Source organism: Duganella sp. GW822-FHT06D06 (assembly GCF_058799615.1).
This window is the reverse complement of record NZ_JBXALQ010000019.1, coordinates 1-13,308: the sequence shown is the minus strand read 5'-3', so window position 1 is coordinate 13,308 and position 13,308 is coordinate 1. Positions and strand designations below refer to the sequence as shown.

Annotated in this window: 9 protein-coding genes and 2 pseudogenes; 6 read left to right on the top strand and 5 right to left on the bottom strand. The window is 51.7% G+C overall.

What is annotated here, in order from left to right:
• Nucleotides 1-661: 661 nt before the first annotated feature.
• The 5 genes from AC1RMD_RS25990 (at nt 662) to AC1RMD_RS25970 (ending at nt 6,161) form a co-directional block, all read left to right on the top strand.
• Nucleotides 662-916 (top strand): hypothetical protein, encoded by a 255-nt coding sequence (locus AC1RMD_RS25990; RefSeq protein ID WP_492930845.1) that lies wholly within the window; start codon nt 662-664, stop codon nt 914-916.
• Between the two features lie 33 nt (nt 917-949).
• Entirely contained in the window at nt 950-1,708 is a 759-nt protein-coding gene (locus AC1RMD_RS25985) for a GNAT family N-acetyltransferase (protein WP_492930843.1), read from the top strand.
• Nucleotides 1,709-1,783: 75 nt separating this feature from the next.
• Nucleotides 1,784-2,872, top strand: coding sequence for a PIN domain-containing protein (locus AC1RMD_RS25980; RefSeq protein WP_492930841.1), 1,089 nt, complete (start codon nt 1,784-1,786; stop codon nt 2,870-2,872).
• Between the two features lie 365 nt (nt 2,873-3,237).
• Nucleotides 3,238-4,380, top strand: a complete 1,143-nt coding sequence (locus AC1RMD_RS25975) for a dsDNA nuclease domain-containing protein (protein WP_492930839.1) — start codon at nt 3,238-3,240, stop codon at nt 4,378-4,380.
• A gap of 38 nt (nt 4,381-4,418) precedes the next feature.
• Nucleotides 4,419-6,161: a hypothetical protein gene (locus AC1RMD_RS25970; protein ID WP_492930837.1), complete on the top strand. Its 1,743-nt coding sequence runs from the start codon at nt 4,419-4,421 to the stop codon at nt 6,159-6,161.
• 317 nt (nt 6,162-6,478) lie between these two features.
• On the opposite strand, the gene AC1RMD_RS25965 is transcribed toward AC1RMD_RS25970, so the two are convergent.
• The 4 genes and pseudogenes from AC1RMD_RS25965 to AC1RMD_RS25950 all read right to left on the bottom strand — a co-directional run.
• Nucleotides 6,479-7,933 carry a PIN-like domain-containing protein gene (locus AC1RMD_RS25965; protein WP_492930835.1) on the bottom strand — a complete coding sequence of 485 codons (1,455 nt, stop codon included), beginning with the start codon at nt 7,931-7,933 and terminating at the stop codon, nt 6,479-6,481.
• A 127-nt stretch (nt 7,934-8,060) separates the two neighbouring features.
• A complete protein-coding gene (locus AC1RMD_RS25960) occupies nt 8,061-8,897 on the bottom strand; it encodes a hypothetical protein (protein WP_492930833.1) in 837 nt (278 codons plus the stop codon).
• Between the two features lie 97 nt (nt 8,898-8,994).
• Nucleotides 8,995-11,514, bottom strand: a complete 2,520-nt coding sequence (locus AC1RMD_RS25955) for a DEAD/DEAH box helicase family protein (RefSeq protein ID WP_492930831.1) — start codon at nt 11,512-11,514, stop codon at nt 8,995-8,997.
• 307 nt (nt 11,515-11,821) lie between these two features.
• Nucleotides 11,822-11,938, bottom strand: a pseudogene (locus tag AC1RMD_RS25950) (tyrosine-type recombinase/integrase); the annotation flags it as partial.
• Nucleotides 11,939-12,742: 804 nt separating this feature from the next.
• On the opposite strand from AC1RMD_RS25950, the gene AC1RMD_RS25945 reads away from it, so the two are divergent.
• Complete coding sequence (locus AC1RMD_RS25945; RefSeq protein WP_492930829.1) at nt 12,743-13,048, top strand: helix-turn-helix transcriptional regulator; 306 nt, start codon at nt 12,743-12,745, stop codon at nt 13,046-13,048.
• Here AC1RMD_RS25945 and AC1RMD_RS25940 read toward each other — a convergent pair.
• A pseudogene (locus AC1RMD_RS25940) lies at nt 13,008-13,308 on the bottom strand (hypothetical protein); the annotation flags it as partial. The gene AC1RMD_RS25945 and the pseudogene AC1RMD_RS25940 sit on opposite strands and share 41 nt — an antisense overlap.

Sequence of the window (13,308 nt, the reverse complement as noted above, 5' to 3'; positions counted from 1 at the left end):
ATCTTTGACTTGGGGCAACTGTCGCAATTCAAGGCACGTCCACGCGCTACACGGAGACCGTTGAAAGGCTTTAGTGGTAAGGGTATTCTGAAGGCTTGGAAGACCATGGCGATGCGTCGCGGCACGTCAACCGGCCGTGGCAGCGCCGAAAACTGATCGCTAAACATGAATACGACTAAACGAGCTTGGGCAAACCCAAGTCGTCATTGCATGATTTTTATGCAAGTAATTCGAGCCGTGTCGCTAAGCCCAGCCGAAAACAAAAAATCCGATTTTCCCAAGATGAGAAACGGGTTTTTTTGCTAATTCTGGTGCGCTTGCCGGAATCGAATGCCCTATGAAAAAAGCGCTGAGGGACCCGAAATGTCCCTCCGTGGTCCCTCAAGCGAGCTCATGTTCGCCAGTATGGTTCCAAACTTACTCGGCACCAATAGACCCATGCCAATTTTTCCGATCCAAGCGTTCGACCAGCGCGGTACTCCAAGGTTCAATCATCTTGATCTCGGCTTGTTCCACGCGGTTTCCGCGATCGTGTCACCAAATCAATATCATTTGCTTGGCAGACCAAGTGTTCGCAAGTAAAGTAGGAACTCCCTTTAACCAGTTCAGCGCCTTGCGCCGGCCCGCGACAAAGACCCTGAGCATGAGCTAAGGAAAATTTATGGATGACGAGACACCATCAAGAGACGACACCCAAACGCGCTGCTATGCGGCGTTGGACAACATGACACCTGAGGCGAGAAACGCAGTCATTGAAGTCATCAATTGGATGACATATGAACGCTCTAAAGACGCAGAGCCAGCATCACAACTGATGATGGATACGTGGATCGAGGAAGTTATGGAGAGGAACAGATCACGCCAAGGCAAAGGTCGAGCCACCGCAACGGTTCTTTCATTTCGGCCATTGAAGTAAATAATACTTCCCGCGCATTGACAAAGGAACCCAATGAGAGAACCGACAGCTGGCCGCGTCCGCTCCGCGATGGACGGCGACATCCCCGTGATCCATGCATGGCTCCTTAGGCATCCGGCCGACGCCGAATCGCTCCTGGCGAATTGGAAGGTCACGCTCGCGGTCTACAGGAAACGGGGAATGCTCGTCTACGAGGACTCTACGACCGGGGAAGCGGTCGCGTATTGCTGGGGCTCGCTCAACTCGACGGACAGCCTCCTTGAGGTACGCCACGACCTGCGTGGCACCGGGATCGGCAGCGCCATGGTAGCCGCCCTCGTCGAGTCCTCCGGAGATGCGGGAGAGGCCTTGCTGCTTATCGAGTGCGCTCCAAGCTCGTCCGCGTCCTTCTGGGAAAGCATGGGATTCGCAACAGAATACGACCGAGGACACATCTATGCGAAACGCATCCTGCGCATACCCCGCGCCATCCCTTCCGATACCGTCCCCGTCAATGTTACGGTCCGCTTCCTGCCTACAGAAGCCGACTTCGGACGTGACGACTTGCCGGCGCTGGCAGAATACCGTCCGGCTGCAGGAAGGGACGCAAACGGAACGGTCTGGCTCGGCGAGAGGCTCGCCAGCTTCCTTCCGGGCCCCTACTCCGACACCGGCGACTTGGTGACCGAGGTGATCGTGGATGGCAAACGGGTGTATCTCGGCAAAACGAAACTCGAGGAGGCTGAAGAGCTTGGTTTCGAACGGTGCATGAACGGACACGCGATAGAGCGGATTTTTAAGACACGACGATAGCCGCAGTGTTTTCAGAACAGTGCTCGTGTAGAATCGGCGCCCCCTCCCCAATAAAGCAGCCCAGCCCCCCCCTCTATGTACATAGTCCTCGACACCAATGTTTTCTTCAACAACTGGCATCTGCGCAGTGCCGAATTCGCGCGCCTCATCAAGCACGCAAACGGCGTTGCCGCGACCATCTTGGTTTCGCAGGTCGTCGTCGATGAGGCGAACGCAAAATATCGGGAGCATTTTTCGGAATTCCGCTCCGCCTTAACCGGCCTGATGTCCAAGGCAAAGCATTTGGCTCCCGACCGAGCCTTCGCTTGGCCCAAGGTCGAAGCGGAGGAACCCTACGACCTGCTAGCAGTCCTCAGGGAAAAATTCCATTCGGTCGAGTGCGCGGGCTACGAAAAGGTCGGTCACCACCGCCTTGTCAGGAAAGCGATTCTCGAGGAACGCCCGTTTCAAAAGGGGGAGAAGGGCTACCGTGATGCACTGATTTGGCTTACGGTACTTGATTTCCTCGACGAAAACCGGAGCGACAGGCACGTCGCATTCGTCACGGAGAATAAGAATGATTTTTACTCCGACGGCAAAAAAAACGAGCCGCTCGAATTCCATGCGCACCTGCTGGCCGACTGGGAACACAAGAAATTGGAAAACAGGCTGCTTCCGTACATCAAACTCTCCACATTCAATGACGAGCAGCTGACGCCTACCGACCAAGCAGTTGACATGGCAGCGTTCGGCGACGATAACCTGGAGCTGATTGAGGATGGATTCTCGGCATCCGTTCGCGAGTACCTGGAGGGTCCGGGAACTTCCAGGCTGCTGCAGCTACTCTGCCTGCCCAATATGGTGGTGGAATCCTCCAATTGGGACATCGTCGAGGGTTTCGAAGATACCGAGCTCTTGCAGGTCGTTCCGCTTTCTGGTTCGCTTTCGTACGTGCTTTGCAAGTTCAACCTCCGGGCAATATACATTTCGCTTTCCGTGTCGCTGGACGTCTATAACGCGCACAAAAGGGACGTCGATGTCACTTTCCAGAGAATTACTCCCGACGGCGATTTCGTGTATTTGGAGATCGGATTACGTTGCTACCTTAGGGCAACGGCATTGGTGAATACCAAAACGCAGGACGTGAGCGAAATAGATTTCGACGTCGAAGAATTTCGCCCCTAATAGTCAAACTGCCAGGGCGGATTCTCCAGGCGCCTTCTCCCGGTTGTTATCGTGAGCCGTCGTCGTTTAGATCGGCCTTATCCCGGGCCGCAACGGGCTTTGCCATTACATCGCTGCGTGATGACAGCCTTTGCGCTGGGGTGGCGCGAGAGGCCAAGGCAGCCTCGATCATCGCCGAGTATGCCGTAACATTCATAGCTCCCAATTCGAGGACCGAGTCTCGGGCGTCTAGACCTAAGAACATCCATTGCCGACAGGAATGCAAAATACATTGGCAATTTATCAGCCTGCTGTTAGATTAACAACATGAGCGGTAACCCGCCGCGAACTTCCCGAACTCAACATTTATTTTTGAAGCTATCGATATGGCGGCAGCCGAAGAGAAATTCTCCGAAATATTCTCGATGAGCCAAGACCCCAGCTTGGCCGAAGCGGGCGGAGGGCATGGGCAGAAAGGCGTCGATTTCCAGCGTTTTTGGGCCATGGTCCGAATATTCGAGCTCAAGCAAAAAGGTGCAAAAGATTTCCTGATCCTGTTCGAATCCGTTCAGGACGTGGCAGAGCTCGACTCGGAAACGGTGCCCACCCGGATCGACATCTACCAGGTAAAGAAGAAGGACAGCGGGGAGTGGTCCTTCAATTTGCTGACAGGCCTGCCGAAACCCGACGCGCGGAAAAAGAAAGTGCCGCCAACTCGGGCGGTAATCGAGAAAAGCCCCATCGGCAAGCTCTACTTGGCGGGCCAAGCCTGCCAGCATCTGGAGAGCACGGTGCATTTCGTATCGAACGCCGGATGCGACCTTCCGCTCGCGGCGAGAGGCGCGGCATCGAAGCTCTTGGCATGTTTGGCGGCCGACCTAGATGCCCAGCACACTGCTGCGCTTGAGGAAAGCCTGGCGCTCCTCCATCCCTCTCCCGGCGTGATTCCGGACCTGACGCGGCTGTCGTTGCGAAAAACGACCTTGCATCCTGACGACCCGGTCCGCCTAGCCCTCGGCGCGGCTTTCGAATACCTGGGGAAGAACATGCCTTCCCACGTAGGCCAGGCGAAGGCTCTCGTTGACGCGCTATTCATGCAGTTGAGCACGCTGGGGCGGCAAACGGAACCCGTAAAGTCTTTCGCCGAGCTTCGGCGGCAGCGCGGTTTTTCCATGGGGGAGATGGACGCCGCGTTAGGCGCGCTGACGAACATACCGGACCTTAAAGCGCATATCGATACTCTGCTTGCCGGGCTGACCCAGGAAGGGCTGGCGACGATTCGCAAGCTGGGCATCAACGTCGGCGTATCGAAATATTTCTCCAGCCTCGTTTCGGGCACTTCTTCCGATGAGGAACGCGCGCTAGTCGGAGCTTGCATGAGCTTGGCGCCCGATCTCGTGCTCATAAATCCAATGCTGCCGGCTCTCGAGGCCAAGGTCCAGGAACTCGCCCCCGCGCACACGTCGTTCAAGGATACCGAGATTTTCGCTTATTTACTTATCCAGGTAACGAAACATGCCACAGCCTGATTTTAGAAAACTCTTACGCAGCTTATCGACAAGATCATATGAAAAACTTCCAATTCGAAAGCATCTCGCTGCTCTCGCATCGCGACAAAAAAGCGCGGAAAGTGAACTTCCATCCGCGCAGGAACCTGATCCTGGGCGAAAATCACACGGGGAAGTCGAGCCTAGTTAAGAACCTGTTCATAGCGCTGGGGGCAACGCCACTGGGGAAATTGGAACAGTGGGATGCGAATACTGTCTCATCCGTAGCCTTCAAGGTGGGGGGGAACTCGTTCCGGGTGATCCACCAGAACGGCGCACGGGCGCTCTACGACTCCCACGGGAATTTGCTGACCGCTACCGACTCCCACGCGATTTGGGCGGAAGCGTTCGCGGACCTCGTCGGATTCAATCTGGTGGTGACCGCAAAAAAAGGCGGCGCTGGAACTCGCGCCGACCCGGCCTGTTTCTTCCTTCCGTTCTACATCGACCAGGATGGAAGCTGGCGCGAGAAATGGGAGACATTTCCCGCGACACAGCGCTTTTCGGCTCCTGTTCAAAGCATCCTCGAATACTTCAGCGGCATAAGGCCCGCCGAATATTACGAACTAAAAAGCCAGCAGGCCACCTTTTCGAAAGAAGCAGACGCACAGGCAAGCGAGATGCGGCTTTTGGAACGGGCGCGTGCCAGGCTAAGCCAGGCGCTCCCCCAAGGGACGGTGAACCTCTCCGAAGCAGGCTTCGAAGAGGAAGTCCAAAGGCTGACGTCAGAAGCGAACGAACTCAACCAGACCCAGGAAAAGCTGCGCTCGAAATATGTCCGCGAGTCCGAAATCGTCGCCAGTATCAGCCGCCAGATTGACGTCGCGTACGCATCGCTGCGGGAATATGCAAGCGATCAGAAGTTCCTGGCTAACGTCAGCAACGCGCAGGAACTTGTCTGCCCTACTTGCGGAGCGGAGCACGAGGAGTCGTTCCTCCACTATTTGGGATACGCCGAAGACGCTCGGATTTTGGAAGAGCTGACCAGGACCCTGCAAAAAGACCTTGGAACGGCAAAGCAGGAGCTTGCGGCAACGAACCGAGACTTGAGAACCCTGCGAGGCAACTATTCCAGGATCAACACGATCCTGGAAAAGAAGCGGGGGGAACTGAAGTTCAGGGAAGTGGTCGAATCCCAGGGAACCCAAGTTGCGCACAGGGCTTTCGATGTCGAGAGAGAAGAGATAAACGAGGAATTGGCCCGCTGGAACGCGGAGCTTCAAACCGTGAGCGCTAGGCTTGCAGAGCTAACCGACAAGAAACGAACCAAGAGAATCGTCGAGGCGTTCCGATTGGCTTACGCCAATGCCAGGAAAGCGCTTAACGTACCCGACCCAGCCGGCAGGCTAGGGCTAATGAGCAGGCCGAACCGTTCGGGCAGCGGCGGCCCCCGCCTTCTGTTGGCGTACTATGCAGCGATCTGGAAAATATGCCAGAGCGAGCAGCTGAACGTCTCGGTTCCGGTGGTTATCGATTCGCCGAACCAGCAGGATCAGGACGACGTGAACCTGCACGTCGTCCTGGAGTTCATCGCGGACAGTCTTCCGGCGTCAATGCAATTAATCGTTTGCGTCACGAAGAACTCGGACGCGCGCTTGGACCAGACGACCGTATTCGACAAAAAATACAGCGTGCTGCAAAGCGAATCGTACGAGCAAGTCGAAGCTGAAATTGGCCCCCTGTACCGGCGCATGAACGGCGCTCTTATTGCCACTCCAGCATTGGAATCGGATGGGGATTCCGAGGGACCTGCGAAGGATTAGGCAGCGGGGAAGTGGTGAATATTACCCATACGAAAAGGGCCCGTTATTTCTCACGAGCCCTTATGAATTCTGGCTCCCCGACCTGGACTCGGACCAAGGACTTACGGTTTAACAGAACGAGGATCCGGAAAGCCTATGGGCGCCAAGTTAAAGAACCGTAACAAGTTTTCCGGCCCCTGCCGTCGTGGCCCTCAAGGACCGACCTAATACCGAGACAGTATGGCCGCTGCCGTGGCGTCGCTGTTGAAAAGTTGATGCAGGTCAAGGACTTGGCGCCGCCGAACGCCGAACACGGACCGAATGGCAGATTCGAAAAATTACATGAGCGAATCATCGTCCTGTCTCGGATTCTTTAAGTAAGTCAGAACCTCAAACTTCTCATTAACTATAGATCCGACAACAATTGAATCAACTGGGTACTTGGTAATCAATCTATTAATCCGTTCATGAAGCTGAGCTTTTCGGTGCGACTCTAATATATCAAAAAAATCAGTAACAGAAACCACAATAATCAGAGTAAATTCGGAAAGGCGCCCTTCATTGACTTCCAAATAGCCTCGAAGTAATCCTTCAATAATTATAGGCGACATCATCCGATCCAAGCTACGAATCCATTTAATTTCGTAGCCATGTACTTTATTTTCAGATCTGACTAAAAAATCCGGAAAATTACGTGAATTACGTTCAACAAACTGTCCTCTGCGGGAGAGCCATACTTCAACGTGCTGCTCAACTACATTCATCTCGCCCTGGCTTCTGAAACGTGGAGCACCGCCCCGAGATTCGGCCACGGGGTATTCTATACCGTCGCTCAAAAATTCATGCACAGGAACTAGTTTATCCGGATTAAATTGAGCCACCTGCTTAATCTCAGCAACTGATTCGTTTGATACAGAGGCTTTGGAATATTTATTTGCATGTTCGACAAATTGAACTGAGGAATACATCCAAAAAAGATCGACCCCTCCATCTCTATGAATTTCTCGAACCAGTTCAGGATGAGGGCCAACGGTTTTACCCTGTTCTCGCCACCACCAATCCTCCTTTCGATCTGCAGTGATTAGCAGCACCGCCTTAATCTTAGACTCTTTGACTCGTTGAATTATTTGCCGCCAGAGGATGAGATCACCAAACTTCCGTTGATACTTAATATGGTCAAAGATAAATGTCGCTTCATTTGGATTTTTTTCCTTGTCAATATCAGCAAACCCTGGTGGAATCTTTTCCTTATATCGTTCATCACCTCCAACAATGAGAGAATCTAATTCTGCTTGAGAGATTGGTCCAGCTCCGACGCGACCATCAAGCAGATCATCAAGACGTTGACGTACCGGATCAGAGGCAGATATATCCAATTGAGCGTTGTGAGTTGCCTTTATAGCGTCTAGCAACCTAACGTTAGCATCCTCTAGTCCTGAAAGTAGCGGTTGCGACTCAATACCCAAGCCGCGTTTATCAATTTGAAGCCCGTCCACTTTTGACCTAATGTCATCTACCAATTCGCTCGCAGTGGTTAGTGCCTCTTCGGTAGCCTTCCGTTCACCCGCAATTACAGTGAGTCGTCGTCGCTGAAACTCAAGAGCCACTTGGTGCGGAACCCATATCCGTTCCTTCAGCAGCTCCAACACTCCGAAAAGCTCATCCCTAGCTGCCGTAGGTAACCGATATAAGTTTAGTAAAACATTCGTATCCAATACAATCGCCGCCTCCTTCCAAAGGCGTTCGTACTCTTCTGCACTAGGTGGATAGTAACCAGAAAAATTGATCTTCATTCTCTCTCATTTCGCAATAGGTCGGCTACCGAGATAGCTGAACGCCGAACGGCAACCAAAAGGTCCAACCTGCTGTGCAAGGATTCGCCACCACCAAATCAATCAGTCCTGCAACCACGCACTAAAGTCAGTGAACCTTAAACTCGCTTTCTAGGTCCTTCATTTTGAAGAAGTGCACCGTAGTCCTGAATGGGTACTCTCTAGCGGTTTCGCGAATACGCTGAATAGTTCTTTCCATCCGCTTTATCTTTTCTTCGTCTTCTGAGTCTGTTACGAGAGCAAAAACAAATTCAATACTGCTACGACGCTCTTCTGGCAAGGCATTGGCGAATCGAACTACGCGATCAAAGTAGTCTCTACGAGCTTCTTCAGGCATCATCCCCTGGCGAGTAAATCGTGCCTCGACAACGACCGCTCGATCATCAGTTGTTGCAACAGCATCAAAGACAAGCTTGGGTAGCAATCCTTTGACTGCAAGATTTCTATCGAACTTAAGCCCCATGTTTTTTGAAAGCTTCGCCACAACAAGTTCTTCCGCTAGCAAGCCGTTTCCCTGAAAGGTTCGTCGCAGCGTTTCGGAAGCAGATATAGCTGCGTGACTGCTAGTACCCGCGTCGCCCAATTCAACTTCAGTAACCGTCTTTTCAGATTCAATTCCGAGTTCAGCTGTCTCATTATTGATTTTATCAACCTTTGCAGAGCCACTAGAGTTTTCGAATAGTTCCTTGAACGTTTTGTCGTCCTTGAAATCGGTCGGTGCATACATAACGTGATGCTTGTTATAAAGAACCCAGAAGAACGAGGCGACGAGAAAAACAGGAAAGCTCATCAGAAACCAAACATACACCTGCTGGGTTTCCTTTTGGAGCATTGGTAGAACTACAGTTCCGCTCACCTCTGCCAATGCGGCAAAAATAGCAATTACTGTTAATGGGTTTTTAATGTGCCCAATTTTTTCAACCAATTTTACTCTCCCATATATTTTAGTTTTAAATTACCAAAACAGCATAGATTGGGTTCGTGATGATGCTTATACATTCACAGCAGAACGTAACCAAGCGCTACCGATTATCACGAATTTTCTTAGAGTAACTCCCGATTATTTCACTAATTGCGAGACCACTCGAGTCAACAAGTTTTTGAATGTGGTTGACAGACAGATCGGAAAAATTGACATGTTCGAATGCATTAAAAAAGGTCCGTACTGCTTTCACCATCTTCTTCAATTCAGCAGATCGCATCACCTCAACATCATGCGTAAATGCACCAGCACTTTCAAGCTGCTGAGCTGGATGAATTAAAATTCGCTTTACTTTCATGCTAGGGTAATGTTTATCGAACCATGCTGCGGAACGGTTCATCTGCTCCGATTCACGCTTATTTATCTCACTTCTCTCAAGCAACACTTCATCCTTACATTCCCATAGCACATATTGTGTCGCATCCAGTGCCCAAAGATTATCGGGGCCCTCCTTCCACTCCTTATCTGGACGCTCACCAATAAATCCAATACACGTAGCAAGTTCATCTAAAGCATGCTCAAATTTATCCGCTTTCACGCCAAAAGCAAGCCGCCCCAAGATATCCGTAAGCGCGACATTAAGTTGTGAATAGTCATCAAATCGAGAAATCCATTGTTGGATGCGTTCCATGCGCCCATGGCTGACTATGGCGAGCTTTTTTATCTGGACTCCATTAGCTGGCTTCAGGAGCAGTCGATTCGTGCTGTGCGCAGCAAGTTGATAACGCTCCGATGCCTGACGGTCAAACTTGTAGCTGTACCGAGCCATTTCCTGAAGATACCAACCTTTTTCATCACTATCTTTGGCATGCTCATCAAGATATTTTTGAACTCGATCAACGGCACCACGATAGTCTCCGCCAGCATATGCTTGCTCAGCGAGTAACTCCATCTCAAACTGGTCAAGAATATCTTTTCGGATCAAATTTGGGACTACCGAATCCATCTGCTCTATATAATATTCTTTCCAATCGGGGTCACGATTGATGCATTGGGAGATCAGTTTCGAGAAAGCATCGGCAGGGCTGCCTTCTTCGCCCGCCTCTTCTCTGGCCATCGCAGCAACATCAATGCCAATTTTTACTTGCTGCGCTACTTGAGGTGAGAAATACGAACGCGACTTACTGTCCCGTATTAACCGCGTTAAATCACTTCCGGTAACGATAACGACAGAGTAATCTTTTTCTCCACGCACGCTACGGCCCATACCCTGCTCCACGCTTCGTACTGCACGGATCAAAGTAGTTTCGCTATTCGGCCGACACGATTCAGTGTGAAGATCGATAAGATTCTCAGAAAATGGCTTCCCGTCGAAGATCAGAATTCGGCACGAATTGTCTGGAAGATCAACACCGTCGTATCGATTTGCTAGAACAACCGTTGATTCATAATCACCCCGTTTTAGCTGCCCAACAATTGCAGGAATGCTCTTCGTATCCGCCACAATTGCACCATAGGCTACCCAATCTTTTGAATTGGCAAAGCTATTGGTCAACGCGACAACACCGGATTTCCGTTTTTCGTTCGGACGAGCAAACATGTTCACTACTTCGGTCCGATCTAAGCCCTCGTCAATTAAAGAAGGAATCAATACCATCTTTTCGCCTGACCAGCTTTCCGCCAAGTACTTTAGAGGCGACAGAATAGTTTTAGCCGATAACTGCAAACCCTTCACCAAGAATGAGTCATCGGTTACTGTCGCGGACATCAAAATACGGTGTGTGGCTCTCCAGTAACTTCCGAAAGCATTTAGTGGCGCGACGAAGGGCTCAATTTCAAGAGCGTCACCTGAGACCACGCATTGACAACTTGCCAGCATATTCTTAAGCAGAGGCCAAGCATAACGTACACTTGGTCTGTCAGTCGCACCCGAAAGAATCCGCGCAACTTCACTTTCTTTGGTGGTCCATGCCCAATAGGGGACAGGAAGTAAAGCATCATGTTTCTGATTCTGGATATCAGCAAAAGTACCGATACCTTGCTCCTCCAGTTCAGTAGAGAACATTTCCACTAATGAATGATAGGCAGGTTCGTCGCTAGGAATCCTGATACGACAAGCCGCACGAATTGCATCCACACATGCATGCGCGTCATCCATCAGTAGCGATCCGATACTAATCGACTGATTGTTGAGCCCAAATTTTGTCAGCCCATTAAAGAGCTTTTGAACAGACGTCACCAATATACTATCGCCGTGCAGGAACTCTTCTGGCAAATCAGGTGCAGCGATATTCGTTCGAATACCAAATTGCTTGGCCTGTTCGCAAGTTTGCTCAACAAGAAAATTATTAGGACACAGATAGACAGCGGGGCCCTTTCCGTCGTTAAGTTTAGATTGCAGCATCAGCAAGCCAATCAGGGTTTTCCCTTGGCCGGTGTGCAACTTAACGATAATGTCACGGTCCGCTTGGTGATTTTCGAACCACGCTTTGAGAACGGCAATCTGGGCTGGACGAAGGGGCCCCTTGTCGGTAGCACGATCTAAGGTTTCGTATAGTGCGATCGGATCAACCGCTTTCTTAGCTGTGCCACCTGCGATCCGCTTGCTGAAATTGACCATCAGGCTTCCTTAAACGACGTATTTGTTTTCTTCGAACAGCTTCAGTCCATCACAGCCCAAGGCTCGACTCATATCTGTTCAGAATAACATCTTGCCAAATCACAAAACTCACAGATTGTCACGACGGCCAGTTTACTGGCAACTCATTACGCATGGAGGATGAGCGGCCAGTACATGCACCGCCGCGTTTTTCCACTTATGCCGCTGCCAGCTTCAGCACCACGGCTCCCCTACTAGCCACCTTCATCGCAACAGACGCACTGTTAGACGCGTGATGTAACGTATCCATGGACAGGTGCGCGTACCTTTAAGTCACTTTCGCATCCGAATGCCCGAGGATATGCTGGACCTCATAAAGAGTCCGGCCATCATTGATCATAAGAGAGGCGTGCTGATGCCGAAGGTCATGCAAACGAAAATGCGGTAGACCAGCCTTGGTGTCTTGGTCAAAAAGGGAGCTTGCACATTAGCTATCCCGAAGGAAAAAACCACCTATTTTCACCCAGAGTTGTTAGGTTCTCTGCTGCATGCCGAGAGTACATAACTGGAAATCCTAAGGTGGGCCTGTGAGAACATCCCCGCTGTCTGCTGCCAGCTGTGCCTCTGTGCCGTCGATCCGAAGCCGTAGGGGGTAGCCATCCCCTGTGCTCAGCGGGGTCACCGGCGGCCACTATGCCCAAATAAACTGCCCTCAGCGCAGCGAGAGGCCCGCCCAGTCGCCGCACCGCCCCCTCCTTCCCGCCGAAGCCATAGGACCCGCGGACTCCGCCACCCAGTCCCGCAATCGTCCCAAAATGAAAAAAAAGGGGCTACACACCGAAGCATGTAACCCCTTGATTCTGTACCACTAAAATTCTGGCTCCCGATCTGGACTCGAACCAGGGACCTGCGGATTAACAGTCCGTCGATCCGCCAACAGAGACATCAAGAATAGGCGAATCAGTCATAGCGGATGGAGCACATTTACCGGCGCGAGCCTATCCTGCATTCGCTGCCTCGGCTCCATTTCGCTTGATAATATCAAGCTCCGCAAGGACTCCCGGAAACTTCGCGGTACCGCATTCAGCTACCTCAAACAATGCGACCACGAATTTAGCGCCAACACGCGCGCAGGAAAAAAACGATACGCCGCTTAACACCGGCAACATCTATAGCGATACGTCAATCTCCAAGCAACTCGAAACGGCTACTTTACCTAAAGGCTTTCCGAGACCAGAGAGGAAAAAAAATGGACACCAATAAAACTATTCCGGGCACGTGCCGCCTTATGCGTATCCGTGAGGTGTTAAAGCTATGCGGCCTGTCGCGCACAACGCTGTATCGCGAGATCAAGCTCCGCACCTTCCCCGCGCAGGTGAAGCTATCGACACGTTCGGTGGGATGGCTGGAGGATGACGTGATGAAGTGGCTGGACACGCGCATTGCGCAGCGCGGCCCAGCCTACAAGGCCAACAACCACGTGGTGCCTCATGATGCAAAGTCTGGATCTGCGATCAGCCCTGACCACCACCAGGCACAGGACGAATCGGAATGACCTCGGCACCAGCGCGCAGTTGATCGAGGTAGTCGGCCCAGCGCTGCATCATGGCCCTGCGCGCCGGCAGGTGCGCGGTGCGGTTATAGGCCCGCCCATTTGGGTCGATGACGCGGTGCGCCAGCTGGTGCTCGATCAAGTCCACGCGTTCGTTTAACACTTCATCCAGGATCGTGCGCGCGGTGTCAAGGGGAACCCAATTTTCCCCAGTTGTGGGAATCGAAAATTCCCCACCCCGTTCATGCTTCAGCCTCTTCCGG